Below are 25,005 nucleotides of genomic sequence, written 5' to 3' on the forward strand. Positions count from 1 at the left end.
AAATTCAATATAAAAGGGGCATTACGCCCCTTTTATTTATCTAATATCTATTAAGATACTAGTTTTGGCTTACGCTCATTTGCTTCTGAACGTTTATGAAAATGTAGAACACCATCTTCAAATTTTGAATTTTTTAGCGACTTTCTATCTTCTAAATAGTTATTAGTAACTTGCCATGGAGCATGCTTACCTTGTTTTGGAAGTTCATGTGCCGCACGACTGATATAACCTGAAGATAATTTACCCATTACAGTATCTTCTTCCATTTCAGTCTTATCACCAGACGGAACTACTTCATCATAACTATTTTTGTCCATATAGTTTAACAAGCGACAAATATATTCCGCAGCGATATCGACCTTAAGCGTCCATGATGCATTTACATAGCCAATAATCATGGCCATATTTGGTACATCACTCAACATCACGCCGTTATAAAGCATATGTTCAGATGAATTAAGAGCTTTACCATCAATAGTAGCCTGAACCCCACCCATAATTTGCACTTGCAAACCAGTTGCAGAAATCACAATATCTGCATCAAGATGTTTACCAGATTTAAGTAAAATACCTTTTTCAGTAAATTTCTCAACTTGATCTGTTTCTACACTGGCTTTGCCTTCACGCAAAATCTTAAATAAGTCACCATCTGGTACAACACATAGACGTTGATCCCAAGGATTGTATGAAGGTGTAAAATGCTTCATATCAACTTTACCCTTTAACTGCACTTCAATTGCTTTTAAGAGTAAACGACGTACAGTCTTTGGATGCTTCTGAGACAATGCATAAATAGCGCGCTGCATACCAATATTACGTGCACGGGTAAATTTATACGCCGCTTCTTCTGACATAAATTTACGCGTTTTTTCATAAATAAAGTCGATAGACGGTACACTAGCAATATACGTTGGTGAACGCTGCAACATCGTTACATGACCAGCTCCACCTTTCGCCATTGCTGGTACTAAAGTAATCGCTGTTGCGCCACTACCAATAATAACGACCTTTTTACCTGTGTAATCTAAATTTTCAGGCCAATGCTGCGGGTGAATAAGTTGCCCTTTAAATGCTTCTTGATTTGGGAAAGAAGGTGCATATCCTTGATCATAGTTATAGTAACCAGTACACCCTACAACAAAATTAGCAATCCAAGTCTGTTGTTTTTTCTTGCCATCTTCGATTACAACCTGCCATTTCTTTGATTCAGAATCATAATTAGCAGAAAGTACACGATGACCAAAGTGAATTTTTTCTTTTAATTTATATTCATCAATAACTTCGCCTAGATATCCTTTAATAGAAGCACCATCAGCTAATACATTCGCTTTACACCACGGCTTAAAATTAAAACCAAATGTGGACATATCTGAGTCTGAGCGAATACCTGGATAACGGAAAAGATCCCATGTTCCACCAAAAGATTCACGACGCTCTAAAATTTCAAATTGGCGTTGTGGAGAATTTTTTGATAAGTGGGCAGCAACTCCAATTCCTGAGATACCTGCGCCAATGATTAAAATATCAACTTGCTTTTCCATTTTATTTTTATACCCATTGTTGAGAATATAAGTTTATTAAAGCACAATTTTGACAATACACAATGTCAAGTTTGACCGTTTATCCGTTTTTTTATGTCACTTGAGGACATTTTTATAATTTTACTACTTATCAAAAATAAAAAAGACCGGTATAAAACCGGTCTTTTTTGAATAAAATCAATTATTCAGCTGAAGTATTCACTTCACGATCTACTAGCTCAACGTAAGCCATCGGTGCTGCATCACCAGCACGGAAGCCCGCTTTAAGAACACGTAGATAACCGCCGTTACGTTCTTTGTAACGAGGGCCGAGTACGGTAAATAATTTACCTACAGTTGCAGCATTACGAGTACGAGCAAATGCTAAACGACGATTTGCTACAGTATCGTTTTTTGCTAGAGTGATTAAAGGCTCAGCAACACGACGTAATTCTTTAGCTTTAGGAACAGTTGTTTTGATCAACTCGTGTTCAAATAAAGAATTAGCCAAGTTTTGGAACATCGCTTTACGATGGCTGCTTGTACGGCCTAATTTCACACCACTATTACGATGACGCATGGTGATAGTCCTACTTAATTAACGGCTACGATAGGCAAAACGGTCGTCCATACGAAGACTAGCTGGTGGCCAGTTTTCAAGACGCATACCGAGTTGTAAGCCTTTCGATGCCAAAACATCTTTGATCTCTGTTAACGATTTTTTACCAAGGTTAGGAGTTTTTAACAACTCAACTTCAGTACGTTGAACAAGATCACCAATGTAGTAAATATTTTCTGCTTTCAAACAGTTAGCAGAACGAACAGTAAGCTCTAGATCATCTACTGGGCGAAGCAAGATTGGGTCAACTTCTTCACGAGGCTCTTGAGCAACTGGAGTTTGGTCTTTCTGAAGATCAACAAAAATTGCAATTTGTTGTTGCAAGATTGTTGCCGCTTTGCGGATTGCTTCTTCAGGATCAACCGTTCCATTTGTCTCGAGGTCGATTACCAGTTTATCTAAATCGGTACGTTGTTCTACACGCGCATTTTCAACGGTGTAAGAAACACGCTTAATCGGGCTATAAGAAGCATCTAATTGCAAACGACCAACAGGACGTGTTTCACCTTCAGGGAAACGAGAATCAGATGTTTCATAACCACGACCTTGAGCAACCTTCAAGCGCATTTTTAATGAGCCTGAAGCACTCAAAGTACCGATCAAATGTTCTGGGTTAACCACTTCAACATTATGAGGTAAACGAAGGTCAGCAGCAGTAATTTCGCCAGGACCTTGTTTCTCTAATGTTAAATATGCTTCATTTTGATCGAACAGCTTAATAGACAATCCTTTTAGGTTCAGCAAGAGCTCGACGATGTCCTGCTGCAAGCCTTCTAAAGTACTGTACTCGTGCTCGACACCTTCTATCTCCACTTCAACCACAGCAGCGCCAGGTAAAGAAGACAATAGAATGCGACGTAAAGCATTACCTAGAGTATGGCCAAAACCACGCTCTAAAGGTTCTAGAATCACTTTTGCCGAGGTCCCGCTAACCGCTTCGACCTTGATCGCTTGCGGAGTTAGAAACTCGTTTGCAGTACGCGTCATTATTGCTACCTCAAGGATTATTTAGAATACAATTCTACAATCAAGCTTTCATTGATTTCAGCAGGTAAATCAGCACGATCTGGTGCAGCTTTAAACGTACCTTCAAGCTTAGAATGATCAACATCGATCCAAGCTGGAATACCACGTTGTGCAGCTAACTCAATCGCGTTTTTAATACGCAATTGTTGTTTAGCACCTTCGTGAACCGCAATTACATCACCAGCTTTAACTTGAATAGATGCGATGTTTACACGACGACCATTCAAAGTAATGCTACGGTGACTTACTAACTGACGAGCTTCTGCACGTGTAGAACCAAAACCCATGCGATAAACAACGTTATCAAGACGGCTTTCAAGCAATTTCAACAAGTTCTCACCTGTTGCGCCTTTAACACGAGCTGCTTCTTTATAGTAGTTACTAAATTGACGTTCTAACACACCGTAAATACGACGGACTTTTTGTTTTTCACGTAATTGTAGTGAATACTCAGATTGCTTACCACCGCGTGCCTGACCATGTTGACCAGGTGCTTTGTTAGCTTTTTTAGTTTTGACGTCAAAAGGTTTAACGCCAGATTTAAGTTGCAGGTCTGTCCCTTCGCGGCGAGAGAGTTTGCATTTTGGACCAATATAACGAGCCATGAATGTTTCTCCTTACACGCGACGTTTTTTAGGTGGACGGCAACCGTTGTGAGGAATTGGCGTCACATCGGTAATGCTGTTAATTTTATAACCCACTGCGCCTAATGCACGAACCGCAGACTCACGACCTGGACCAGGACCTTTTACAAGGACATCCAGATTTTTCAAACCGTAATCCAAAGCTGCTTTACCAGCAACTTCAGCAGCTACCTGAGCAGCAAACGGAGTTGATTTACGTGAACCACGGAAGCCTTGTCCACCAGAGGTGGCCCAAGCCAATGCATTACCTTGACGATCAGTAATCGTAACAATGGTGTTATTAAAAGACGCGTGAATGTGTGCAACACCTTCAGAGACGGTACGAGTGACCTTCTTGCGTGTGCGAGTATCTTTAGCCATCTTTTAGCTTCCAGAAATCTTACTTTTTAATCGGTTTGCGCGGACCTTTACGGGTACGTGCGTTAGTTTTGGTGCGTTGACCACGGACAGGCAAGCTGCGACGATGGCGAAGGCCGCGATAGCAACCCAAATCCATTAAACGTTTAATGTTCATGGAAATTTCGCGACGTAAGTCACCTTCGGTAGGAACCTTAGCAACTTCTGCACGAATCGCATCAAGCTGAGCATCGTCCAACTCACGGATCTTAGTAGTTTCAGTAATACCAACTGTAGCTAAGATATTCTTAGCAGTATGGCGACCGACACCAAAGATGTAAGTGAGGGAGATAACAGCATGCTTGTTATCCGGAATGTTTACACCGGCAATACGAGCCATTCACTTTCTCCAAAAAGGCAGTAGAGATAATCAACCGCCCCACAAAATCTTGAGGGGCGGATATTAACCCAATTCGCCTACTGAAATCAACAGGTCTTGATTAGATTAACCTTGACGCTGCTTATGACGAGGTTCTGCGCTACAAATTACGCGAATAACCCCATTACGACGGATAACTTTACAGCTACCACAAATTTTCTTTACAGAAGCTTGTACTTTCATGATGAAACCTCTAAGTGCGCTTATCCCTTAGGATGAGCAGTCGTTTTTCTCATTAATGTTTGATTATCATATTGATGAGATGTTAAGTGCGCTTGTAGCTGAGCCATAAAGTCCATAACAACGACAACTACGATTAGTAATGATGTACCACCCAAAGAGAATGGAATACCAAAAGAACTTTGTAGAATCATTGGCATTAAACAAATGACCGTAATATAAATCGCACCAATAAACGTCAAACGATTAAGAATATGATCTAAGTAACGAGCAGTTTGCTCACCTGGGCGAATACCAGGCACATAAGCTCCGCTGCGTTTTAGATTTTCTGATACTTCCTTAGGGCTAAATACTAAAGCCGTATAAAAGTAACAGAAAAAGATAATTAACGCACCAAAGAGCACCAAATACAAAGGCTGTCCAGGCGACAATACTAAAGCTAAATCTTGTAAGCTACGCTTAATTAATCCAGCATTTGCATCTGCACTTCCCACCCATTGACCAAGACTCGCTGGGAACAATAGTAAAGAACTTGCAAAAATCGCAGGAATCACACCAGCCATATTAATTTTTAATGGTAAATGTGTCTGCTGTGCTGTAAATATACGACGACCTTGTTGCTTTTGTGCATAATTCACTGGAATACGACGTTGTGCTTTTTCAATAAACACAATGGCAGCCAGCACACCTACAGACAAAAGACCAAAGATCACAAGACCAATTAAGCTTGTCTGACCATTATCTACTGATGAAACTGATTGCATAATTAATTTAGGCAAACCAGAAACAATACCAGCAAAAATAATCATTGAGATACCGTTACCAATACCTCTTTCAGTGATTTGTTCACCTAGCCACATTAAGAACATAGTTCCAGCGACAAGTGAAGTAACTGCTGGTATATAAAACTCAAGACCAACTGACAGAGTAATACCCTGACCAATCAAACCTGCGCACATACCAACTGCCTGAACCACTGCAAGCAATAACGTACCCTGACGCGTATATTGATTAATTTTACGCTTACCTTGCTCACCTTCCTTTTTCAAGGCTTCTAGTGAAGGAATTACCGTAGACATTAACTGCACAATAATTGATGCAGAAATGTAAGGCATAATTCCTAAAGCAAGAATAGACATTCGCTCTAAAGCACCGCCAGAAAACATATTGAATAGCCCAAGAATAGTTCCTTGGTTCGCATGAAATAAATTTTCTAACGCAGCATTATTAATGCCTGGTACTGGAATATGCGCTCCTAGTCGAAAGACCAGCAATGCACCGATTAGAAAACTCATCCGGCGAATAATTTCACGATATTTCACGTGAAATGGCTGACCTTTCATCATGTTGACATGACCTGAAGAACTAGGAGACATAGACACTCGAGATTACTCCTCGACTTTGCCGCCAGCTGCTTCAATTGCAGCTTTAGCGCCTTTAGTCAATGCAACACCTTGAACAGTGAATGCACGAGTGATTTCACCAGAAAGTACGATACGAGCACGAACTTGGTCACGACGAACAACATTCGCAGCTTTCAAAGTTTCTAGGCTAACGATGTCGCCTTCAACTTTGCTTAACTCAGATAAACGTACTTCAGCAGTTTTTAAAGCGATTTGGCTAGTGAAACCGAATTTAGGTAAACGACGATAAATCGCTGTTTGACCGCCTTCAAAGCCTGGACGAACGCCACCACTTTTACGTGATTTTTGACCTTTGACACCACGGCCACCAGTCTTACCAACGCCAGAACCGATACCACGGCCTAAACGACGGTTTTCACGTTTTGCACCTTCCGCAGGCGCAAGCTCATTTAAACGCAGAGTCATGGCTTATTCCTCTACACTAACCATATAGTAGACTTTGTTGATCATACCGCGGTTAGAAGGCGTATCTTGCACTTCTACAGTATGACCAATACGACGCAGACCTAAACCTTGTAAGCAAAGCTTGTGATTTTTCAAGCGATGTGAAGAAGATTTAGTCTGGGTAACTTTAATCGTTTTCATGATTGATTACCCTTGAATTTCTGCTACTGATTTACCACGTTTCGCAGCGACTTTCTCAGGAGAAGTCATATCACGCAAACCTTTGAAAGTTGCGTTTACTACGTTTGCAGCATTAGTAGAACCATAACATTTAGCAAGTACGTTATGCACGCCCGCAGCTTCTAGAACGGCACGCATTGCGCCACCAGCGATTACGCCAGTACCTTCAGAAGCAGGTTGCATGTATACACGGCTTGCGCCATGACGAGCATTCACAGGGTGTTGTAAAGTAGTACCTGCAAGGTCTACAGTAATCATGTTGCGACGTGCAGCTTCAAGTGCTTTAGAAATAGCAGCTGGAACTTCACGTGCTTTACCACGACCAAAACCAACACGACCATTACCATCACCCACAACAGTTAATGCTGTGAAAGAGAAGATACGACCGCCCTTAACAACTTTGGCTACACGATCAACGGCAACCAGCTTTTCAACAAGACCTTCGTTTTGTTCAACTTTAGCCATGATTAGAACTCCAAGCCGTTTTCACGAGCAGCATCAGCCAAGGCTTTGATACGACCATGATATTTAAAACCAGAACGGTCAAATGCAACTTTAGTTACACCAGCTGCTTTCGCGCGCTCTGCGATTAAAGCACCTACTTTAGTAGCAGCATCTACATTACCTGTAGTACCGCTACGTAAAGATGCATCCAAAGTTGAAGCTTGTGCTAAAACTTTGCCACCATCTGCTGAAATAACTTGAGCATAGATGTGACGCGGAGTGCGGTTTACACACAAACGAGTCGCACCCAATGCACGGATGTGCAAGCGTGTGCTTTTCGCACGACGCAAACGGGTTTGTTTCTTTTCGTTCATAAGAACCTCGCGCCTTATTTCTTCTTAGCTTCTTTACGAAGAATGACTTCATCCGAATAGCGAACACCTTTACCTTTATATGGTTCAGGAGCACGATACGCACGGATTTCTGCCGCTACTTGACCTAACAACTGCTTGTTTGCTGATTTCAAAATGATTTCAGTTGCAGTTGGAGTTTCCGCTGTTACACTTTCAGGTAAAGCGTAGTCAATTGGGTGTGAGTAACCAAGGTTAAGGTTTACAACAGTACCCTTAACCGCAGCTTTATAACCAACACCAACTAGCTGCAACTTACGTTCGAAGCCTTCACTAACCCCTTTTACAAGGTTATTCAATACAGCGCGAGCAGTACCAGCTTGCATCCAAGCATCTTTCGATTCTTTAACTGGAGCAAGTTGAAGTTTACCTTCTTCCTGTTTTAGCTCGACCAGCGCATGCAGGTTGAAAGACAACGTACCTTTGCTGCCTTTCACTTCGACCTGCCGGCCGTTCTGAGTAACTGTTACACCATTCGGTACAGTTACTGGGGCTTTAGCCACACGAGACATGAGGAATCACCTATTAAGAAACAAAAGCAATAACTTCACCACCAACGCCCGCAGCACGTGCAGCGCGATCAGTCATGATGCCTTTGCTTGTAGAAACAATTGCAATACCTAAACCTTGCTTAACGCTTGGAAGTTTATCTTTACCACGGTATTGGCGAAGACCTGGACGGCTTACGCGCTTAACCATTTCGATAACTGGTTTGCCTTCGAAATATTTTAAAGTAATTGTCAAAGTAGATTTTGTCTCTTCTTGAGCAACTTCTACGTTTGAAACATAACCTTCTTGTTGAAGTACGTTTGCAATTGCAACTTTCAACTTAGAAGAAGGCATAGAAACAGTTTGTTTCTTAGCCATTTGTGCGTTACGAACACGTGTTAGCATGTCGGCAACGGTATCTTGCATACTCATTTAGTCGCTCCTTACCAGCTTGCCTTAACAACGCCTGGTACATCACCCTGCATTACTGTGTCACGTAATTTGTTACGGCTTAAACCGAACTTACGGAAGTAACCATGAGGACGACCAGTTAAACCACAACGGTTACGAAGACGTACCGGAGATGCATTACGTGGCAACGCTTGTAACTTTAACATCGCTTCGAAACGTTCTTCTTCACTTGCATTTACGTTTGCAATCGTAGCTTTTAATTCAGCACGTTTTGCAGCGTATTTAGCAACTGTTTTTTCGCGTTTCAATTCGCGATTAACCATACCTTTCTTAGCCATATCGACCTCTTATTTGAACGGGAAGCCGAATGCACGCATAAGCGCACGGCCTTCGTCATCGGTGCGAGCAGTCGTAGTAATAGTAATATCCATACCACGAATACGATCAATCTTATCGAAATCGATTTCAGGGAAAACGATTTGCTCTTTCAAACCCATTGAGTAGTTACCACGACCATCAAATGATTTCGAAGAGAAACCACGGAAGTCACGGATACGAGGGATTGCGATTGAGATCAAACGGTCCAAGAATTCGTACATTTGGTCGCCACGTAAAGTAACTTTACAACCAATCGGCCAACCGTCACGGATTTTAAAACCAGCGATAGATTTGCGAGCAAGTGTAATTACTGGTTTTTGACCAGCAATTAATTGCATGTCGACTACAGCGCCATCTAATAATTTCTTATCAGTTGCAGCTGCGCCTACACCCATGTTTAGGGTAATTTTTGTGATGCGTGGAATTTCCATCACGTTCTTAATGCTAAGTTCTTCTTTTAACTTTGCTTTAAGTTCATCATTGTAACGTGCTTTAAGTCTGGCCATTGCCTTTTCAACCTATTACTTCGCTACCGCCACTGATTCACCATTTGATTTATAAACGCGAGTTTTCACGCCATCAATCACTTGGTAACCAACACGGTCAGCCTTCTGGGTTGTAGCATTTAAAATTGCCACGTTTGAAATATGAAGCGAAGCTTCTTGAGTAACGATACCGCCTTCAGCGCCAGTTACACGATTCGGCTTTTGATGCTTCTTCACTAAGTTAAGGCCTTCAACCTTAACGCGGTCTTCAGAAACAGACAATACAGTACCCTGTTTGCCTTTTTCTTTACCTGCGATCACGATAACTTGATCGCCTTTTTTAATCTTAGCCATGATTGCCTCTTATAGAACTTCAGGAGCCAATGAAATGATTTTCATGAACTGTTCAGTACGAAGTTCACGAGTCACTGGTCCGAAGATACGAGTAGCAATCGGAGCTTTGTTGTTGTTCAGGATAACTGCAGCATTATCATCAAAACGGATCACAGAACCATCTGGACGACGAATGCCGAATTTAGTACGAACTACAACCGCATTCATCACGTCACCTTTTTTAACACGTGCGCGTGGGATTGCTTCTTTTACAGTAACTTTAATAATGTCGCCAACAGAAGCATAACGACGATGTGAACCACCAAGTACTTTAATACATTGTACGCGGCGAGCACCACTGTTGTCTGCTACGTCGAGCATAGTTTCGGTTTGAATCATTGCCCTACTCCAAAACCGAGCATCACCGGTCACAATTTCGAAAGGCTCAAAGAGTACTCGAAATTGACCGATGATGCAACAAGAACGTCGAATTACTCAGCAGCTGCTTCAACTACTTCCACTAAAGCCCAAGCTTTAGTTTTAGAAATTGGGCGGCTTTCTTTGATTGTCACAACATCACCAATTTTAGCGACATTGTTCTCATCATGAGCGTGTAACTTAGTTGAACGGCGAATTGACTTGCCATACAACGGGTGTTGAACGCGGCGTTCAATAAGAACAACAATAGATTTATCCATTTTGTCACTTACGACTTTGCCGGTTAACGTGCGGACTGTTTTTTCACTCATTGTCCGTTCCCCTGTTTTTCGGTAAGGAGTGTCTTAATACGAGCAATTGTCTTACGAGCAACTTGCACTTCGTGCGATTTACCCAACTGACCAGTTGCTTTCGCCATACGAAGACGGAATTGGTTAAGCTGTTGCTCATCAAGCAAAGCTTTCAACTCTTCTACCGACTTTTCACGTAAATCTTTAGTTTTCATTACATTACCGTCCGAGTCACGATAGTGGTTTTAAACGGAAGTTTAGCAGCAGCTAAAGCAAATGCTTCACGCGCTAATTCTTCGTTCACACCTTCAATTTCGTACAGGATCTTACCTGGTTGGATCTGGCAAACCCAGTATTCCACGCTACCCTTACCTTTACCCATACGCACTTCAAGAGGCTTTTGAGTAATTGGTTTATCCGGGAATACGCGAATAAAGATTTTACCACCACGCTTAATACGGCGGCTAATAGTACGACGTGCAGCTTCAATCTGACGCGCAGTCATACGACCACGTTCAGTTGCTTTGATTGCAATCGAACCAAATGATACTGTACTACCACGATGCGCTAGACCAGTATTACGGCCTTTGTGCACCTTACGGAATTTGGTACGTTTAGGTTGCAACATGGATTATTCTCCCTTGTCAGCAGCACGGTCACCGCGACGACCACGACGCTCTTGACCTTCACCACGACCACGACCACGTTTAGCTGGACGATCTTCAGCAGGAGCAGGGTTCATGACTTGTTTCATGCCACCTAAAATCTCGCCACGGAAAATCCAAACTTTAACACCAATCGTACCGTAAGTTGTTTCTGCACGCATAGTTGCATAGTCAATGTCTGCACGTAATGTATGCAAAGGTACACGACCTTCACGATACCATTCCGTACGAGCAATCTCTGCACCACCTAAACGGCCAGACACTTCAACTTTGATACCTTTAGCACCAGCACGCATAGTGTTTTGAACCGCACGCTTCATAGCACGACGGAACATTACACGCTTTTCTAATTGAGAAGCGATTGCTTCAGCAACTAAACGCGCATCTAAGTCTGGGCGATCAATTTCATTGATACTTACTTGCGCAGGAACACCCATAATGCTGGTAAGTTCGCGCTGTAATTTCTCAATATCTTCGCCTTTTTTACCGATTACGATACCAGGACGAGCTGTGCTAATTGTTACTTTAGCAGCGCCTGATGGACGTTCGATAAGAATGTTGCTGATCATCGCATTCTTAAGTTTTTTAGTTAAAAACTCACGAACTTGAAGATCTTTAAGCAAGTATTCAGCGTATTGTTTCGGATTCGCATACCAGTTAGCGTTATGACGTTTCACAACACCTAGGCGGATACCGATTGGATGAACCTTCTGACCCATATCAAACCCCTACCTTAACGGTGATGTGACAAGTACGCTTCGTAATACGATCTGCACGGCCTTTAGCACGTGGCATAATACGTTTAAGGCTAACACCTTCATCAACGTAAATCGTAGAAACTTTAAGATCGTCAACATCTAAACTGTTATTGTGTTCAGCGTTTGCAATCGCAGATTCCAATGCTTTTTTTACTAAAACAGCAGCTTTTTTATTGCTGAAGTTTAAGATATTCAAAGCATGCGCAACAGATTTGCCGCGAATAAGATCTGCAACCAAACGTGCCTTTTGTGCCGAGATAGCGGCACCGCGTAATTTAGCAGTTACTTCCATCATGACACCTATTAACGTTTAGACTTCTTGTCAACACCGTGACCACGATAGGTACGAGTTGGCGCGAATTCACCGAGTTTATGACCAACCATATGCTCAGTAACAATTACTGGAACGTGATTACGACCATTATGAACAGAAATTGTTAAACCAACAAAATCTGGAAGGATCATCGAACGACGAGACCAAGTTTTAATCGGCTTGCGAGAGTTACTAGCAACAGCCGCTTCAACCTTAGCGAACAAGTGCGCATCGACGAATGGGCCTTTTTTCAGAGAACGAGGCATTAGTCAGATTCCTTTACTTGACGCGACGGTCGCGAATAATCATCTTAGTCGTACGCTTATTGGTACGTGTCTTGTACCCTTTAGCTTTTTGACCCCATGGGCTTACAGGTTGAATACCTTTGTTACGCCCTTCACCACCACCGTGCGGGTGATCAACTGGGTTCATCGCCATACCACGTACGGTAGGACGAACACCACGCCAGCGCGCAGCACCAGCTTTACCCAATGAACGAAGGTTGTTTTCTTGGTTAGAAACTTCACCAATTACAGCGCGGCATTCAACATGAATTTTACGCATTTCGCCTGAACGAAGACGAACAATCGCGTAAGAACCATCACGACCCAATAACTGAACAGAAGCACCAGCAGAACGCGCTAATTGCGCACCCTTACCAATTTTAAGTTCAACGTTATGAAGTGTAGAACCGATAGGCATATTACGAAGTGGCAAGCAGTTACCTGGACGAATTGGAGCATCGTTACCAGATTGTACTTTATCGCCAGCACGTAAGCCTTTAGGAGCAATGATATAACGACGCTCACCATCAGCATATTTCAACAAAGCAATATGTGCTGTACGATTAGGATCGTATTCAATGCGCTCTACAACAGCTGGGATGCTGTCTTTATTACGCTTAAAGTCAACGATACGATAGTGTTGCTTATGACCACCACCAACGTGACGAGTTGTAATGTGACCGTTATTATTACGACCACCAGTACGTTTTTTTGCTTCAACCAACGGTGAGTAAGGCGCGCCTTTGTGAAGGTGGTCATGAACCACTTTCTCTACAAAGCGACGTCCTGGAGACGTTGGCTTACATTTTTGAATCGGCATAATTTTCGTCCTTATTCCGCTGCGCTTTCAGCGGTATCGCCCAAGTCAGCCATTTCAACATCTTGGCCAGCTTTCAGGGTGACGTATGCTTTTTTAACATCAGAACGACGTCCTAATGTTTTACCAAAGCGCTTAGTTTTACCTTTAGTAATAGTAGTGTTAACTTTAACAACTTCTACACCAAAAAGTTTTTCAACTGCTTTTTTAACTTCAAGTTTAGTAGCATTAATATCTACTTTAAATACTTGAACGCCAACAGTATCACCTAAAACTTGTGCCTTTTCTGAGAAGACTGGTCCTTTAAGGACTTGATAGATACGTTCGTTGTTCATCCGAGTTCTACCTCAATTTTCTTAGCAGCAGCTACAGACATCACAACTTTATCAAACGCGATCAAGCTTACAGGATCGATTGCAGTAGCATCCACCACATCTACATGCGGAAGGTTGCGTGCTGCAAGATATAAGTTCTCATCTACAGCTTCAGTAACGATCAATGCACGAGCGGCATTTAAATCGCCAAGCTTTGCAAGCAATTCTTTAGTTTTTGGAGCTGCAATAGCAAACTCTTCAACTAATACAAGACGATCTTGGCGAACAAGTTCAGCTAAGATACATTGCATTGCACCGCGATACATTTTACGGTTTACTTTTTGAGACCAATCTTGTGGACGAGCAGCAAAAGTTTTACCACCACCAACCCAGATTGGGCTACGAGTAGAACCCGCACGAGCACGACCAGTACCTTTTTGACGGAATGGTTTTTTACCACCGCCAGAAACGTCTGCACGTGACTTCTGAGCACGAGTACCTTGACGACCACCTGCTAAGTAAGCAGTAACAACTTGGTGTACAAGAGCTTCGTTAAATTCACGTCCGAAAGCAACTTCAGACAATTCAACAGCAGAGCCGGAAACAGTTTTCAAATTCACGGTATTTCCCCTCAGGCCTTGATGGTAGGACGTACAATCACGTCACCGCCAGTTGAACCAGGAATTGCACCTTTAACAACTAAAACAGAACGTTCAGCGTCAATAGATACGATTTCAAGACCTTGTACTGTTACGCGTTCATCACCTAAGTGACCAGCCATTTTTTTGCCTTTGAACACGCGACCAGGAGTTTGGTTTTGACCTGTAGAACCTAATACACGGTGAGAAACTGAGTTACCGTGAGTAGCGTCTTGGGTACGGAAGTTCCAACGTTTAACACCACCTTGGAAACCTTTACCTTTTGATTGACCAGTTACGTCAACTACTTGACCAACTGTGAACAAATCAACACCAATAGTACCGCCAACTTCACGACCTTCAAGCTCAGCTTCAGTAACACGGAACTCTTTAACTAAACGACCAGCAGCAACACCAGCTTTCGCAAAGTGACCTTTCTGAGCGTTAGTTACGCGAGATTCGCGACGTTCACCAGTAGTTACTTGAACAGCTTGATAACCATCAGTTTCAAGTGTTTTGATTTGCGTAATGCGGTTTGGATCGACTTCGATGACTGTAACAGGTACAGAAACACCTGCATCTGTAAAGATGCGAGTCATACCACATTTGCGACCGACTAAACCAATAGCCATGTGCATAAACCTCTAAAAAAGCGGCCTAATTAACTTAAAAGTTAATCAACCGAAAGCCTTAACCCAAAGCGATCTGAACATCAACACCAGCCGCAAGATCTAATTTCATCAATGCATCAACAGTTTTATCTGTAGGTTGAACGATATCGATCAAACGTTTGTAGGTGCGGATTTCGTACTGGTCACGCGCATCTTTGTTAACGTGCGGTGAAGTAAGAACGTTGAAGCGTTCGATGCGAGTAGGCATCGGAATTGGACCACAAACTTGTGCGCCAGTACGCTTAGCGGTTTCTACGATCTCTTGAGCAGATTGATCAATCAGACGATGATCAAAAGACTTCAAACGGATACGAATTCTCTGGTTAGACATACCAGTAAACTCCAAGCCAAACATATAAAGAATCACCTTTGACGCATCTCACCCATTGGTAAGTGTCAAAGGCAGTGAAAATCACTAAGGTCATGATCGATGCCACGACTGTAATGCACATTTACCACTTTCTTCGCAGTAAATGCCCCTCCTATTGAGGGTCGCTCATTATAACGATTGTTTAAGTCTTATGCAATTCTCTTTTTCTATTTTCTCCACAAAACCTGCTTTGATCGAGTATTGGGAGCTAGACTAAGCACTTATTACAAATTCAATCGCTTTATTTAGAAGTTGATTACCTTGTTCAAATTTTTGTGCTTCGGAAGAATATAGTTCACGCGTAGATTGAACATATTCTCCATCAAAAATAGAAAGCTCTTCTTCATCTTCAAGTAAAAGCGCTAGAGCGGATGGTGTCATCTCTGGATGAAACTGAAAACCCAGTACATTTTTTCCAATCTGATACATCTGATTACGACAAGCCACACTTTCAGCCAAGTGTATAGCACCTTTAGGTATTTCAAATGTCTCGCTATGCCACTGCATTACCTTTATCTTCTCTGGTAATGGGAAGCTTTCTTGAGGTAAATTTGCAACTCTCTGAACTGTTGACCATCCAAGTTCCTGATAGCGATTACGGCTTACCGCAGCCCCTAACGCATTAGCAATTAACTGCCCCCCTAAACAAAGACCAATAGCTGGCTTTCCCGCTGCCAAATAACGACGCAACCATCTTTTTTCTATCTTTAGCCACGGGAAGTTTGCCTCATCATTTACACTCATAGTGCCGCCCATGACCAATAACAAGTCAACCTCATCAATTCGAGGTAAAGCTTCTATTTCAAGTGACCGATCAACCGGAAGTGCAAAAAACTCTGTAGAGCTAATTGTCGCGTGGTGGGCTTTTAAAAATGAATAACAACTTCCAAATCCCTCACCCGCGATATGTTGAAAATAGTGAACACGTAAATGCGACTTCATGCGCTTAAACCTATTGTTGTTAGAATGTTGTAGTGGTCTTTGCAAAAATAAAGCCAAGTTTTTATTTTATGAGCCTACTGTAACGAAACGTCTTATAAAACTTCGTAAATCTAGCGAAGAATCTAAATTTCTCTTAATCTAACTTTATTATTGAAAATGCAAAGCACTATGAAAAAGCATAACGACTTCCAGACTCGCCTCATTCATGCACAAAGAAAGGCCCCGCAATTTATTGAAACAGTACAACCACCCTTATTTCGTGCATCTACTATTATTTTTAAATCAACTTCGCACCTTTTTGATCGCCACTGGACGGATGATTACGATTATAGCTATGGGACACACGGCACCCCCACCACCTTCACCTTAGGCGACAATATTGCGCAAATTGAAGGTGGATTGCATTGTTTGCTTGCACCAAGTGGCTTATCAGCAATTAATGTTGTGAACTCAGCATTTTTAAGCACTAATGATGAAGTATGGGTACCAGACAACATTTATGGACCAAACCTTGAGCATTTAAATCATCTGCAAAATCAATATGGCGTTATTGTCAAAGTGTACAACCCTATTAATGCCTCAAGCTTTCAACCAACTGAAAGAAGCAAACTGTTGTGGTTAGAGGCAGCAGGCTCAGTTACTCTAGAATTTCCTGATCTTAAGAATCTAGTCAAAAAAGCCAAAAAACACGGTGTATTAACAGCCCTAGATAACACTTGGGGAGCTGGGCTTGCGTTTAATGCTTTTAATTTTTCTGATGAACATCTATCAGTCGATTTAACCGTGCATGCACTCACCAAATATCCAAGTGGCGGCGGTGACATCTTAATGGGTAGCATTGTAACTCGTGATGAGAAACTTCATCACCGCCTGTTCCGTACGCATGCCATTTTAGGTATTGCAGTTTCAGGAGATGATGCAGCTCAAGTCCAACGTAGTCTTGCTCATATGTCTTTACGCTATGAACAACAATCAGCTAATGCTCAAACTTTACTTAAATGGCTAAAAGACCAATCCCAATTTGCACAAGTTCTACATCCAAGTGATGAGGCTGCCCCAGGCCATCAATATTGGCAAGAAATCTGCATAGATTGTCAAAGTGCTGGTCTAGTCAGTGTTATTTTCAAACCTGAATATGACATTACAGCCGTACGTCGTTTCTGCGATGCCTTAGCATTATTTAAGCTCGGTTTTAGCTGGGGAGGGCCTGTTAGTCTGATTATGCTTTATGATTTGAAAATGATGAGAAAACTTGAGAATACACATTTACAACAAGGATCATTGGTTCGCTTCTGTATAGGACTAGAAGATCCACAAGATTTAATACAAGATATCGAAAATGCACTGAAACAACTGTAAAAACGACAAGATCATAGTGACTCGAACCACAGGATAAAAATATATGGGTACACCGATTGTTATTGCTAAAAATATTAATGACACATCCAAAGAAATTGTTTTGCTTTCCCAGTTTGCTAACCGCCATGGACTTATTGCAGGCGCCACGGGTACAGGTAAAACAGTTACGTTAAAAGTTCTAGCAGAGAGTTTTTCTCGAATTGGTGTACCGGTATTTCTTGCCGATGCTAAAGGTGATGTTTCGAGTCTCGCAAAAGCGGGAGAAGCTTCAGATAAATTTAATGAACGACTAAAACTTTTACAAATTGATAGCGTTCCTTTCGCAGCAAATCCTGTCGTTTTTTGGGACTTATTTGGCCAACAAGGCCACCCTATTCGCACTACCGTTTCTGAAATTGGGCCAATTTTATTGGCTCGCATGCTCAATTTAAATGATACTCAAGAGGGTGTGCTATCTGCTGTATTCCGAATTGCAGATGACCAAGGTCTACTATTAGTAGATTTTAAAGATTTAAAAGCCATGATCACTTTCGTGAGTGAACATGCAGCCGAGTTTAAAGCAGAATATGGCAATTTATCTCCAGCAAGCCTAGGCGCTATTCAGCGTAATTTACTCGCCCTTGCCGACCAAGGTGGAGAGCAATTTTTTGGTGAACCTGCTTTAAATATTTTAGATTTTATTCAAACCGATGCAAATGGGCATGGCTACATTAATATTCTTGCGGCTGACAAGCTCATGAATACACCTAAGCTATATGCCACTTTCCTTTTATGGATGCTTTCAGAACTATTTGAACAGCTTCCAGAAGTCGGTGATATGGATAAACCTAAACTTGTGTTTTTCTTTGATGAAGCTCACTTATTATTTGACAATGCCAGCCAAGCACTCCAAGACAAAATTGAACAAGTTGTACGTTTAATTCGTTCTAAAGGAGTAGGCATCTATTTCATTACCCAAAATCCACTCGATTTACCTGAAAGTGTTCTAGGTCAACTTGGTAATCGCGTTCAACATGCCCTACGCGCATTTACCCCTAAAGATCAGAAAGCGGTAAAAACCGCAGCAGATACTTTCCGAGCCAATCCAAACTTTAAAGTTGATGAAGCGATTACTGAACTTGGTGTTGGTGAGGCACTCATTAGCTGCCTAGATGAGCAAGGTACTCCACAAATTGTTGAGCGTGGTTGGGTCATGCCTCCTTACTCTGCATTTACACCAATCACTCCAGAAGAGCGTCAAGCTTTAATCTCACAAAGTATTATTGCTGGAGTTTATGAGCAGGTTGTAGATCGTGATAGCGCCTATGAAATGCTACAAAATAAAGTGGCTGAACGCGAACAGCAGCAACAAAATGCCGAACTTGCCAAACAACAAGCGAAAGAGCAAGAAACCCTAGCCAAACAGCAGGCGAAAGAGCAGGAAAGATTGGCACGTGATCAATTAAAAGAGGAAGAACGAGCAGCACGTGAAAGAGCCAAACTCACCCAAGATATTGTTGGAACTTTTGCAAAAAGTGCTGCGCGCAGTTTAGGAGGAAGTACAGGTCAAAAACTTGTTCGAGGCCTACTCGGCTCTTTATTTGGTAAATAAAAAATATTTAATAACATAACGTTAATTTAAGGGGATTTTATATCCCCTAATTTTTTTATGGTTTTTATCGAAAAGCTATTGCCATTACTTTTTTAAAGATGTATTTTAAATACATCTTATATAGCCAGATAAATAAGGTCTAGCCATGACTCCACAACAAATTGAACTTGTTAAATCTACTGTACCGGTTTTACGTGAACACGGCGTTACGCTGACTACATACTTTTATAAGCGTATGCTTAATAACAATCCCGAATTAAAAAATGTTTTTAACTTAGATGACCAAACTAGCTTACGTCAGCCGCGTGCGCTTGCAGCTGCGGTTCTTGCTTATGCAGAAAATATTGAGAACCCTACTGTTCTAGCTAAAGCTGTTGAACGTATCACTACTAAACATGTGAGCTTGGATATTCAGCCTGATCAATATGCAATTGTTGGTGACAACCTACTTCATTCAATTAGTGAAGTACTTAACGTGCCATTTGAATCAGAACTTATCGAAGCGTGGAAGCAAGCTTATCTACAATTGGCAGATATCTTGATTGGCGTTGAAAAACAAAAATATGAACAACTTGAGAGCTTAAAAGGTGGATGGGCTGGCTGGCGTCCATTTGAAATTACACAAATTGACCCTCTTGAATCTGGCAAACGTTTCACTTTAAAAGCAACTGATCATGAGGACGTACTAACTAGTCCTGCAAACGCTTTTATTTCGGTAAAAGTACAAGTGCCAGAGCAACAACTTGAACAGCCGAAAGCTTTTAAATTTACAGAAGCTCAAGAAAACAACTCATATCACTTTGAAGTTCAGCCTGAAGAAAACCATACTGAATTTTCAGTTTCAAATATCTTGCTTGAGCATTATAGAGTTGGTGATCAAGTACAGGTTTCAGCTCCTTTAACGCTGTAATGTAAAAACCTCTTGCCTGAAAGTTTTCTTATTTAAACTTTCAGGCTAAGATGATCATCCTTTTTCTCTTCCATTTTTGGTGATCATGCAGCTTAATAAATTTACCGATTATGCATTACGAATATTAATGTATGTTGCACGCCCAAGTGATGCACCCTACACGATTGCAGAAATCGCGAAAGATTTGCATGTTTCACAAAACCATCTGGTTAAAGTTGTTCACTTTATGGGCAAACAAGAATGGATTATTACCATTCGTGGAAAAGGCGGTGGAATTCGCTTAAACCCAGATGCACTTAACTCCAATTTGGGTTCAATTGTTCGAATATTACAAGGTGATAATCAAATCGTTGAATGCAATACACCACCGTGTGTATTACGCAGTCACTGTGGTTTAAAAGGTATTTTAGATCAAGCTCTAGAGAGCTTTTATCAAAGCCTAGACCAATACACACTCGGAGAAGTTTTGCAGCAATCAAAATCTGCTCCTGCCAACTCCCCTATTGCCTTTTTAGAAATCTAACTTCTATTGATTTTCATAAGTTGATTTATTGAAAATTAGCAAGAATACCCAAGCTCCTTTATACTAGGCGCGAGCCCTCTCATTTAAAAAGTTATTTTTTATGCGTCGTAGTGAAAAATCGAAAGACACCAAAGCCAGACTCGCACCCAAGCAAAAGATCAGCTATGAAAAAGCACCAGATCCGGCGATCACAGCCTATGCTGTGCAATCACTAAACTGGTTACGCCAAGCTGAGTTTCTAATGAGTGCACCTAAATTGGCACTTTGTGTTGAAGATAGTGGCTACGAAATTGCTTTTGCAGGACGCTCAAATGCTGGTAAGTCTAGTGCTATTAATGCATTAACTAATCAGAAACAACTTGCCCGTGCTTCTAAAAAGCCTGGTCGTACTCAGATGATTAACTTCTTTAGTCTAGGTAATCCTGATCAGCGTTTAGTCGATCTTCCAGGTTACGGTTATGCAGCTGTACCTGAAGATATGAAAAAGGTGTGGCAAAAGGAATTAGAAAACTATCTAATTCACCGTAAAAGCTTACAAGGCTTAGTCTTACTTATGGATATTCGCCATCCTCTACAGCATTTTGACATGATGATGCTAGAGTGGGCTTATTCGCGTCATCTATTTGTTCATATTCTCTTAACGAAAGCAGACAAACTTAATCGTGGTCCTGCAAATAAAGTATTGCTTGAAGTTAAACAACAACTTAAAAAAATGAAGCTTGATTTTTCCATTCAGCTTTTCTCTTCACTTAACAAATTAGGTTTGGAAGAGCTTGCAAGTGTCATGGGTGGACGTCTGCATTTTACGCTTGATCAACAACCAGAATTTGATGTCGATTCAATCCCTGAAGCTACAGATGAAGATGCAGAAAGCTAAATTGTCATAACAGATACAATTTTTTCATTAAATTTATACTCAATTGTCCCCTATTGCTAAACACAAATGTAGGGGCTTTTTTTATACTCGTTATAACTTCATCGAGTTAAAAATCAGGACTAAATGATGAAATTGTTATCTTTTTTGAAGAACAAGGCTTTAGGTTCTTCTATTGATTATAAAATTCTTCCACGTAAAGTGAAATTTGACTGGAAAGATACCCCTGTCGACTGGATTCCTAATCAGCCTTTCGCAAGTTATTTTATTAATGAAATTAATAATATTTTGCCCGCTGGAGAGTTCTGGTTTTGCCGTTTGTACAACAAGGTTTTACCGCAAATCACAGATGAAAAACTCAAGCAGGATGTACAAGCATTTATCCGTCAGGAAGCTATGCATGCCAATGCACATACTTCTGCAAACAAAGAATATTTAAACGTACGTAATATTGATATCCAGAGAAATCTGGACATTATGAACTATTTATTTACGACAGCTTTGGCAGATAAGCCTTTTGATAAAGAAGTTCCAAATTTCTTACAAGGCCAATGGGATTTATTCCGTTTAGGCGTTGTTGCCACTGTTGAACATATGACCTGTGTATTAGGTAAATATGCTCTATACAACAAGCGTTGGGAAGAATTAGGCGCTGACCCTGAAATGGTCGATCTTGTGAAATGGCATGGTTCAGAAGAAATTGAACACCGTACAGTAGCCTTTGATTTATATCGTCATCTTGGGGGTGGCTATATTCCACGCTACTATTTAAGCCTTGCAGTGATTGTACTGGTACTTGGTTTATGGGTAGACGGCGCTGCACATATTATGAAACAAGATCCACGCTTTTCAGATGCCGCTAAATCTAGATTTTTCCCAGTGTGGGTTGCTTTAGAATGGCTTAAGATTAGTCGCAAAGACAACCAAGTGCTACCAAATCCATTCTGGCTAATTGCCCAGCAGATTGATTACCTTATGCCTTGGTATGATCCAGTCAAAGAAGGTAGCACTGAAGATGCGGTTAGCTATTTATCGCAATCTCCAGCAGCAAAAAGAGCAGAACTTCAAGCCGCTTAAAAACAAAAAAGCAGGATTTAAAATCCTGCTTTTTTATTAAGAGATTAAACACTGATATCTTTATCTTTCGTATAACGATCTACAACCACACTAATCATCATATCCCCTTGCACATTTACTACCGTTCTTACCGTATCTAATAGGCGATCAATTGGCAGTAAAATGGCAATTGCTTCAGCTGGTAGACCTACCGATTGTAAAACCATAATCATAGTCACCATGCCAGCACTCGGGATTCCAGGTGCACCTAGCGATGCAATCATTGCTGTTAAACACACGATAATTTGCTGTGTGAGATTTAAGTCCAAGCCCACCAAATTTGCTACAAAGAGTGCAGCTGCTGCTTCGTATAAAGCGGTACCATCCATGTTTAACTGAGTACCAAGTGGAATAACAAATCCCGCTGTTTGAGGACGTACCCCTAAGTTTTCTTGCGCACACTTCATGCTAAGTGGCATCGTGGCAGAGCTAGAACTCGTTGCAAATGCTGTAATTAACGCTGTACGTGTCCCTTTGAAAAAAGTCCAAGGGCTCATACGACCAAAAATCCAAAGCAGTAGTGGTAAAACAACAGCACCATGAAAAATAGTTGTGCCTGTTACAACGGCTGCAAACTCAGCCAAACGACTTAATACTGAAATGTCTTCAGTTGCCATTAACTTTGCTAATAAAGCAAAAATACCCAAAGGTGCCAGCTTCATCACCCAGCCAACGAGCAGCATCATCATTTCAAAGAACTGGTGGCTCAATACACGAATACTTTTGAAACGCTCACCACCCTGCACCAAAGCAACGCCGATGAATAAAGCAAAGACCACAACAGCCAAAACGTTACCATCACTAAATGCTTTAAATGGATTGATTAAAGTATTTTGAATAAAATTAGTGAAAAAACTTGCTGGGTTTAAACTATCTGGTGCTTGATAATTTTGCATAGATGTCTGAAAAATAGAAATATCTATGCCACGTCCAACCTCAAATAAATGAGCGCAACTAATACCTAAAATTAGGGCTAAAGTCGTTGTAGTTAAACAGCATAAAAATGTGATTTTCCAGACTGGCCCTAACTGTCCGCCCGCTTGTAGGTTTGATACCCCCACAACAATCGAACTAAAGATTAAAGGCACCAAAAGCATTTTAAGAAGCCCGATAAAAACACTACTTAATATTCCAAGCCCATATAAACTATGTTTTACAAAAGCTGTGTCTGGATACATGGTGAGTAGGAAACCAAAGGCTAAACCTAAAATGGCGGCAATTAGAATTTGTGTATTTAAGTTCATATCAGCATTATTTTTTTCAGTTGGCAATCCTGTTGCAAATATGACATGAGCTCGCTTTTCATACGAGCAATTTTTTGTCACATCGTTCCCATTAAAAATAAAAAAGCCATCTAATTAGATGGCTATTCAAGAGATCTATTGAGTTTCAATTTCCCGCAAACGAATTAAACCTTCTTGTACGGTACTGCATACAAGTTGGCCATTTTGCCACATACGACCAAAATTAAGACCTCTTGAAGCCGCACTCACTGTGGCTTCCATGTCATAAAGCATCCACTCATCAGCACGAAGTGGGCGGTGGAAATAAATTGCATGATCAATACTTGCACATTGCAAACTTGGAGAAATATAACTTAAACCATGCGGTCTTAAAGCCGTTGTCATTAAGGTAAAGTCTGAATAAAACGCAACAATTGCTTGATGCAAGGCAATATCATCTAATTGTTTTGGAATACGGTCATGGGTGCGGATATAGTGGGCATTATAGGGAGCTTCAGGTTGGGGCTGAAACGGGTTTACCGGATCAATTGGGCGAATTTCTACATGACGCTCACGCATGAAACTAGCACGAACATTTTCAGGTACAAAGTTTAAAATACCCTGTTTTAACTCATTTTCAGATTTAAGCGTTTCCGGTGCAGGATACTCAGGTTCTTGATGTTGATAGTTCAAACCTTCTTCTGGATTGGCAAAAGACACCATCGCTGAAAATATAACGCGTCCATGCTGAATCGCCCGAACTTGACGACTTACAAAGCTTTTTCCATCTCGTAAACGGTCTACTTCATAGATAATTGGGGCATTAATATCGCCACCATACAAAAAATATGCATGTAAAGAATGCGCTGGACGATCAGTTGTATAAGATGCTGCACGTAAAGCCTGACCCAAAACCTGCCCACCAAAGACGCGTTTACCGACAAGATTACGGCTCATGCCACGGTAAATATTTTCTTCTAGCTTTTCTAAAGTGAGCAGCTCGACTAGTTCTTGGGTTAACGCATTCATGAGAGATACCTTCATATTTCAGGTAAAAAATCGTATTAAAGGACAGATGTGTAGAATCTATTGTGCCATAAAAAACTATTTGAACATGGAACAATCAGTCAACTTCTGATGAACATTG

The 25,005-nt window shown here is 41.2% G+C and carries 37 protein-coding genes and 2 pseudogenes; 7 read left to right on the top strand and 32 right to left on the bottom strand.

What is annotated here, in order from left to right; all coding sequences use genetic code 11:
* Positions 1-50: 50 nt before the first annotated feature.
* From ACS125_RS01660 to ACS125_RS01805, 30 genes and pseudogenes are all read right to left on the bottom strand, one after another.
* Positions 51-1,541, bottom strand: a complete 1,491-nt coding sequence (locus tag ACS125_RS01660; RefSeq protein ID WP_151963918.1) for a flavin-containing monooxygenase — start codon at positions 1,539-1,541, stop codon at positions 51-53.
* Positions 1,542-1,722: 181 nt separating this feature from the next.
* Positions 1,723-2,100, bottom strand: coding sequence for a 50S ribosomal protein L17 (gene rplQ / locus ACS125_RS01665; RefSeq protein ID WP_002049717.1), 378 nt, complete (start codon positions 2,098-2,100; stop codon positions 1,723-1,725).
* 18 nt (positions 2,101-2,118) lie between these two features.
* The gene (locus ACS125_RS01670; RefSeq protein WP_003653641.1) at positions 2,119-3,126 is read right to left on the bottom strand and encodes a DNA-directed RNA polymerase subunit alpha; all 1,008 of its coding nucleotides are present in this window, start codon (positions 3,124-3,126) and stop codon (positions 2,119-2,121) included.
* A 17-nt stretch (positions 3,127-3,143) separates the two neighbouring features.
* Entirely contained in the window at positions 3,144-3,770 is a 627-nt protein-coding gene (gene rpsD, locus ACS125_RS01675; RefSeq protein WP_005301294.1) for a 30S ribosomal protein S4, read from the bottom strand.
* A gap of 12 nt (positions 3,771-3,782) precedes the next feature.
* A complete protein-coding gene (gene rpsK, locus ACS125_RS01680) occupies positions 3,783-4,169 on the bottom strand; it encodes a 30S ribosomal protein S11 (RefSeq protein WP_001040166.1) in 387 nt (128 codons plus the stop codon).
* A 19-nt stretch (positions 4,170-4,188) separates the two neighbouring features.
* Positions 4,189-4,545 (bottom strand): 30S ribosomal protein S13, encoded by a 357-nt coding sequence (gene rpsM / locus ACS125_RS01685; RefSeq protein ID WP_004789609.1) that lies wholly within the window; start codon positions 4,543-4,545, stop codon positions 4,189-4,191.
* 105 nt (positions 4,546-4,650) lie between these two features.
* Complete coding sequence (gene rpmJ / locus ACS125_RS01690) at positions 4,651-4,767, bottom strand: 50S ribosomal protein L36 (protein WP_000867907.1); 117 nt, start codon at positions 4,765-4,767, stop codon at positions 4,651-4,653.
* A 20-nt stretch (positions 4,768-4,787) separates the two neighbouring features.
* Entirely contained in the window at positions 4,788-6,107 is a 1,320-nt protein-coding gene (gene secY / locus ACS125_RS01695; RefSeq protein WP_171056864.1) for a preprotein translocase subunit SecY, read from the bottom strand.
* A gap of 45 nt (positions 6,108-6,152) precedes the next feature.
* Entirely contained in the window at positions 6,153-6,593 is a 441-nt protein-coding gene (gene rplO / locus ACS125_RS01700) for a 50S ribosomal protein L15 (protein ID WP_004789613.1), read from the bottom strand.
* A gap of 3 nt (positions 6,594-6,596) precedes the next feature.
* The gene (gene rpmD, locus ACS125_RS01705; protein WP_000849088.1) at positions 6,597-6,773 is read right to left on the bottom strand and encodes a 50S ribosomal protein L30; all 177 of its coding nucleotides are present in this window, start codon (positions 6,771-6,773) and stop codon (positions 6,597-6,599) included.
* Positions 6,774-6,779: 6 nt separating this feature from the next.
* Positions 6,780-7,277 carry a 30S ribosomal protein S5 gene (rpsE, locus tag ACS125_RS01710; protein WP_003653653.1) on the bottom strand — a complete coding sequence of 166 codons (498 nt, stop codon included), beginning with the start codon at positions 7,275-7,277 and terminating at the stop codon, positions 6,780-6,782.
* Positions 7,278-7,279: 2 nt separating this feature from the next.
* Positions 7,280-7,630 (bottom strand): 50S ribosomal protein L18, encoded by a 351-nt coding sequence (rplR, locus tag ACS125_RS01715; protein WP_003653654.1) that lies wholly within the window; start codon positions 7,628-7,630, stop codon positions 7,280-7,282.
* Between the two features lie 14 nt (positions 7,631-7,644).
* Positions 7,645-8,178, bottom strand: a complete 534-nt coding sequence (gene rplF, locus ACS125_RS01720) for a 50S ribosomal protein L6 (RefSeq protein ID WP_005301272.1) — start codon at positions 8,176-8,178, stop codon at positions 7,645-7,647.
* Between the two features lie 13 nt (positions 8,179-8,191).
* Positions 8,192-8,587 carry a 30S ribosomal protein S8 gene (rpsH, locus tag ACS125_RS01725; protein ID WP_004789617.1) on the bottom strand — a complete coding sequence of 132 codons (396 nt, stop codon included), beginning with the start codon at positions 8,585-8,587 and terminating at the stop codon, positions 8,192-8,194.
* An 11-nt stretch (positions 8,588-8,598) separates the two neighbouring features.
* Complete coding sequence (gene rpsN, locus ACS125_RS01730) at positions 8,599-8,904, bottom strand: 30S ribosomal protein S14 (RefSeq protein ID WP_004789619.1); 306 nt, start codon at positions 8,902-8,904, stop codon at positions 8,599-8,601.
* Between the two features lie 9 nt (positions 8,905-8,913).
* On the bottom strand, positions 8,914-9,450 hold the full coding sequence (gene rplE, locus ACS125_RS01735) for a 50S ribosomal protein L5 (RefSeq protein ID WP_004789621.1): 537 nt from the start codon (positions 9,448-9,450) through the stop codon (positions 8,914-8,916).
* 15 nt (positions 9,451-9,465) lie between these two features.
* On the bottom strand, positions 9,466-9,783 hold the full coding sequence (rplX, locus tag ACS125_RS01740; protein ID WP_002116820.1) for a 50S ribosomal protein L24: 318 nt from the start codon (positions 9,781-9,783) through the stop codon (positions 9,466-9,468).
* Between the two features lie 9 nt (positions 9,784-9,792).
* The gene (gene rplN / locus ACS125_RS01745; RefSeq protein ID WP_001982634.1) at positions 9,793-10,161 is read right to left on the bottom strand and encodes a 50S ribosomal protein L14; all 369 of its coding nucleotides are present in this window, start codon (positions 10,159-10,161) and stop codon (positions 9,793-9,795) included.
* A 92-nt stretch (positions 10,162-10,253) separates the two neighbouring features.
* Complete coding sequence (gene rpsQ / locus ACS125_RS01750; protein ID WP_151963917.1) at positions 10,254-10,511, bottom strand: 30S ribosomal protein S17; 258 nt, start codon at positions 10,509-10,511, stop codon at positions 10,254-10,256.
* Positions 10,508-10,705: a 50S ribosomal protein L29 gene (gene rpmC / locus ACS125_RS01755; protein WP_000849928.1), complete on the bottom strand. Its 198-nt coding sequence runs from the start codon at positions 10,703-10,705 to the stop codon at positions 10,508-10,510. Before rpmC ends, rpsQ begins: the two co-directional genes overlap by 4 nt.
* Positions 10,705-11,118 (bottom strand): 50S ribosomal protein L16, encoded by a 414-nt coding sequence (gene rplP / locus ACS125_RS01760; protein WP_002049688.1) that lies wholly within the window; start codon positions 11,116-11,118, stop codon positions 10,705-10,707. Before rplP ends, rpmC begins: the two co-directional genes overlap by 1 nt.
* A pseudogene (gene rpsC, locus ACS125_RS01765) lies at positions 11,058-11,874 on the bottom strand (30S ribosomal protein S3). Before rpsC ends, rplP begins: the two are co-directional and overlap by 61 nt.
* 1 nt (position 11,875) lies before the next feature.
* Positions 11,876-12,205 carry a 50S ribosomal protein L22 gene (gene rplV / locus ACS125_RS01770; RefSeq protein ID WP_004639524.1) on the bottom strand — a complete coding sequence of 110 codons (330 nt, stop codon included), beginning with the start codon at positions 12,203-12,205 and terminating at the stop codon, positions 11,876-11,878.
* Between the two features lie 11 nt (positions 12,206-12,216).
* Entirely contained in the window at positions 12,217-12,492 is a 276-nt protein-coding gene (gene rpsS, locus ACS125_RS01775; protein WP_001138119.1) for a 30S ribosomal protein S19, read from the bottom strand.
* 13 nt (positions 12,493-12,505) lie between these two features.
* Positions 12,506-13,330, bottom strand: a complete 825-nt coding sequence (gene rplB / locus ACS125_RS01780) for a 50S ribosomal protein L2 (RefSeq protein ID WP_004789629.1) — start codon at positions 13,328-13,330, stop codon at positions 12,506-12,508.
* Between the two features lie 11 nt (positions 13,331-13,341).
* Entirely contained in the window at positions 13,342-13,662 is a 321-nt protein-coding gene (gene rplW, locus ACS125_RS01785; RefSeq protein ID WP_003653662.1) for a 50S ribosomal protein L23, read from the bottom strand.
* Positions 13,659-14,261 (bottom strand): 50S ribosomal protein L4, encoded by a 603-nt coding sequence (gene rplD, locus ACS125_RS01790; protein WP_003653663.1) that lies wholly within the window; start codon positions 14,259-14,261, stop codon positions 13,659-13,661. The genes rplW and rplD overlap by 4 nt, the downstream gene beginning before the upstream one ends.
* 11 nt (positions 14,262-14,272) lie before the next feature.
* Positions 14,273-14,911, bottom strand: a complete 639-nt coding sequence (gene rplC / locus ACS125_RS01795; RefSeq protein WP_004639526.1) for a 50S ribosomal protein L3 — start codon at positions 14,909-14,911, stop codon at positions 14,273-14,275.
* 58 nt (positions 14,912-14,969) lie between these two features.
* Entirely contained in the window at positions 14,970-15,281 is a 312-nt protein-coding gene (rpsJ, locus tag ACS125_RS01800) for a 30S ribosomal protein S10 (protein ID WP_000070912.1), read from the bottom strand.
* Positions 15,282-15,533: 252 nt separating this feature from the next.
* Positions 15,534-16,262, bottom strand: a complete 729-nt coding sequence (locus ACS125_RS01805) for a type 1 glutamine amidotransferase (protein ID WP_174738808.1) — start codon at positions 16,260-16,262, stop codon at positions 15,534-15,536.
* A 168-nt stretch (positions 16,263-16,430) separates the two neighbouring features.
* On the opposite strand from ACS125_RS01805, the gene ACS125_RS01810 reads away from it, so the two are divergent.
* The 7 genes and pseudogenes from ACS125_RS01810 to ACS125_RS01840 all read left to right on the top strand — a co-directional run bounded on the left by ACS125_RS01810 (position 16,431) and on the right by ACS125_RS01840 (position 22,596).
* Positions 16,431-17,621 carry a PLP-dependent transferase gene (locus tag ACS125_RS01810; protein ID WP_443270229.1) on the top strand — a complete coding sequence of 397 codons (1,191 nt, stop codon included), beginning with the start codon at positions 16,431-16,433 and terminating at the stop codon, positions 17,619-17,621.
* A gap of 43 nt (positions 17,622-17,664) precedes the next feature.
* Positions 17,665-19,212, top strand: a complete 1,548-nt coding sequence (locus ACS125_RS01815; RefSeq protein WP_004789637.1) for a helicase HerA-like domain-containing protein — start codon at positions 17,665-17,667, stop codon at positions 19,210-19,212.
* A gap of 30 nt (positions 19,213-19,242) precedes the next feature.
* Positions 19,243-19,355, top strand: a pseudogene (locus ACS125_RS01820) (hypothetical protein); the annotation flags it as partial.
* A 2-nt stretch (positions 19,356-19,357) separates the two neighbouring features.
* On the top strand, positions 19,358-20,122 hold the full coding sequence (locus ACS125_RS01825; protein ID WP_111855010.1) for a globin domain-containing protein: 765 nt from the start codon (positions 19,358-19,360) through the stop codon (positions 20,120-20,122).
* A gap of 85 nt (positions 20,123-20,207) precedes the next feature.
* Positions 20,208-20,645 (top strand): RrF2 family transcriptional regulator, encoded by a 438-nt coding sequence (locus ACS125_RS01830; RefSeq protein ID WP_005301222.1) that lies wholly within the window; start codon positions 20,208-20,210, stop codon positions 20,643-20,645.
* Positions 20,646-20,745: 100 nt separating this feature from the next.
* Positions 20,746-21,522 (top strand): ribosome biogenesis GTP-binding protein YihA/YsxC, encoded by a 777-nt coding sequence (yihA, locus tag ACS125_RS01835; protein WP_004789642.1) that lies wholly within the window; start codon positions 20,746-20,748, stop codon positions 21,520-21,522.
* 123 nt (positions 21,523-21,645) lie between these two features.
* Complete coding sequence (locus ACS125_RS01840; RefSeq protein WP_174738811.1) at positions 21,646-22,596, top strand: metal-dependent hydrolase; 951 nt, start codon at positions 21,646-21,648, stop codon at positions 22,594-22,596.
* Between the two features lie 44 nt (positions 22,597-22,640).
* Here ACS125_RS01840 and ACS125_RS01845 read toward each other — a convergent pair whose 3' ends face one another.
* Together ACS125_RS01845 and ACS125_RS01850 are read right to left on the bottom strand one after the other, a co-directional pair.
* Entirely contained in the window at positions 22,641-23,906 is a 1,266-nt protein-coding gene (locus ACS125_RS01845) for a dicarboxylate/amino acid:cation symporter (protein ID WP_151963948.1), read from the bottom strand.
* A 108-nt stretch (positions 23,907-24,014) separates the two neighbouring features.
* Positions 24,015-24,887 (bottom strand): acyl-CoA thioesterase, encoded by an 873-nt coding sequence (locus ACS125_RS01850; RefSeq protein WP_003653674.1) that lies wholly within the window; start codon positions 24,885-24,887, stop codon positions 24,015-24,017.
* Positions 24,888-25,005 lie beyond the last annotated feature (118 nt).

This window comes from Acinetobacter sp. PFS20, assembly GCF_052261015.1.
GTDB lineage: Bacteria > Pseudomonadota > Gammaproteobacteria > Pseudomonadales > Moraxellaceae > Acinetobacter.

Coding starts and splice junctions, on each gene's coding strand:
- rplX (WP_002116820.1), bottom strand. CDS start 9,783: ATGGCTAAGATTAAAAAAGGCGATCAAGTTATCGTGATCGCAGGTAAA.
- rplP (WP_002049688.1), bottom strand. CDS start 11,118: ATGTTGCAACCTAAACGTACCAAATTCCGTAAGGTGCACAAAGGCCGT.
- rpsS (WP_001138119.1), bottom strand. CDS start 12,492: ATGCCTCGTTCTCTGAAAAAAGGCCCATTCGTCGATGCGCACTTGTTC.
- rpsN (WP_004789619.1), bottom strand. CDS start 8,904: ATGGCTAAGAAAGGTATGGTTAATCGCGAATTGAAACGCGAAAAAACA.
- ACS125_RS01830 (WP_005301222.1), top strand. CDS start 20,208: ATGCAGCTTAATAAATTTACCGATTATGCATTACGAATATTAATGTAT.
- rpsM (WP_004789609.1), bottom strand. CDS start 4,545: ATGGCTCGTATTGCCGGTGTAAACATTCCGGATAACAAGCATGCTGTT.
- rpsK (WP_001040166.1), bottom strand. CDS start 4,169: ATGGCTAAAGATACTCGCACACGCAAGAAGGTCACTCGTACCGTCTCT.
- rpsE (WP_003653653.1), bottom strand. CDS start 7,277: ATGGCTAAAGTTGAACAAAACGAAGGTCTTGTTGAAAAGCTGGTTGCC.
- yihA (WP_004789642.1), top strand. CDS start 20,746: ATGCGTCGTAGTGAAAAATCGAAAGACACCAAAGCCAGACTCGCACCC.
- rpmD (WP_000849088.1), bottom strand. CDS start 6,773: ATGAAAACGATTAAAGTTACCCAGACTAAATCTTCTTCACATCGCTTG.
- ACS125_RS01660 (WP_151963918.1), bottom strand. CDS start 1,541: ATGGAAAAGCAAGTTGATATTTTAATCATTGGCGCAGGTATCTCAGGA.
- rpsJ (WP_000070912.1), bottom strand. CDS start 15,281: ATGTCTAACCAGAGAATTCGTATCCGTTTGAAGTCTTTTGATCATCGT.
- rpsD (WP_005301294.1), bottom strand. CDS start 3,770: ATGGCTCGTTATATTGGTCCAAAATGCAAACTCTCTCGCCGCGAAGGG.
- rplC (WP_004639526.1), bottom strand. CDS start 14,911: ATGGCTATTGGTTTAGTCGGTCGCAAATGTGGTATGACTCGCATCTTT.
- rpsQ (WP_151963917.1), bottom strand. CDS start 10,511: ATGAGTGAAAAAACAGTCCGCACGTTAACCGGCAAAGTCGTAAGTGAC.
- rplF (WP_005301272.1), bottom strand. CDS start 8,178: ATGTCTCGTGTGGCTAAAGCCCCAGTAACTGTACCGAATGGTGTAACA.
- ACS125_RS01670 (WP_003653641.1), bottom strand. CDS start 3,126: ATGACGCGTACTGCAAACGAGTTTCTAACTCCGCAAGCGATCAAGGTC.
- rplQ (WP_002049717.1), bottom strand. CDS start 2,100: ATGCGTCATCGTAATAGTGGTGTGAAATTAGGCCGTACAAGCAGCCAT.
- ACS125_RS01815 (WP_004789637.1), top strand. CDS start 17,665: ATGGGTACACCGATTGTTATTGCTAAAAATATTAATGACACATCCAAA.
- rplO (WP_004789613.1), bottom strand. CDS start 6,593: ATGACTCTGCGTTTAAATGAGCTTGCGCCTGCGGAAGGTGCAAAACGT.
- ACS125_RS01840 (WP_174738811.1), top strand. CDS start 21,646: ATGATGAAATTGTTATCTTTTTTGAAGAACAAGGCTTTAGGTTCTTCT.
- ACS125_RS01810 (WP_443270229.1), top strand. CDS start 16,431: ATGAAAAAGCATAACGACTTCCAGACTCGCCTCATTCATGCACAAAGA.
- rpmJ (WP_000867907.1), bottom strand. CDS start 4,767: ATGAAAGTACAAGCTTCTGTAAAGAAAATTTGTGGTAGCTGTAAAGTT.
- rplW (WP_003653662.1), bottom strand. CDS start 13,662: ATGAACAACGAACGTATCTATCAAGTCCTTAAAGGACCAGTCTTCTCA.
- secY (WP_171056864.1), bottom strand. CDS start 6,107: ATGAAAGGTCAGCCATTTCACGTGAAATATCGTGAAATTATTCGCCGG.
- rplV (WP_004639524.1), bottom strand. CDS start 12,205: ATGGAAGTAACTGCTAAATTACGCGGTGCCGCTATCTCGGCACAAAAG.
- rplE (WP_004789621.1), bottom strand. CDS start 9,450: ATGGCCAGACTTAAAGCACGTTACAATGATGAACTTAAAGCAAAGTTA.
- rplN (WP_001982634.1), bottom strand. CDS start 10,161: ATGATTCAAACCGAAACTATGCTCGACGTAGCAGACAACAGTGGTGCT.
- ACS125_RS01805 (WP_174738808.1), bottom strand. CDS start 16,262: ATGAAGTCGCATTTACGTGTTCACTATTTTCAACATATCGCGGGTGAG.
- rplR (WP_003653654.1), bottom strand. CDS start 7,630: ATGAACGAAAAGAAACAAACCCGTTTGCGTCGTGCGAAAAGCACACGC.
- rpsH (WP_004789617.1), bottom strand. CDS start 8,587: ATGAGTATGCAAGATACCGTTGCCGACATGCTAACACGTGTTCGTAAC.
- ACS125_RS01850 (WP_003653674.1), bottom strand. CDS start 24,887: ATGAATGCGTTAACCCAAGAACTAGTCGAGCTGCTCACTTTAGAAAAG.
- rplB (WP_004789629.1), bottom strand. CDS start 13,330: ATGCCGATTCAAAAATGTAAGCCAACGTCTCCAGGACGTCGCTTTGTA.
- rpmC (WP_000849928.1), bottom strand. CDS start 10,705: ATGAAAACTAAAGATTTACGTGAAAAGTCGGTAGAAGAGTTGAAAGCT.
- ACS125_RS01825 (WP_111855010.1), top strand. CDS start 19,358: ATGACTCCACAACAAATTGAACTTGTTAAATCTACTGTACCGGTTTTA.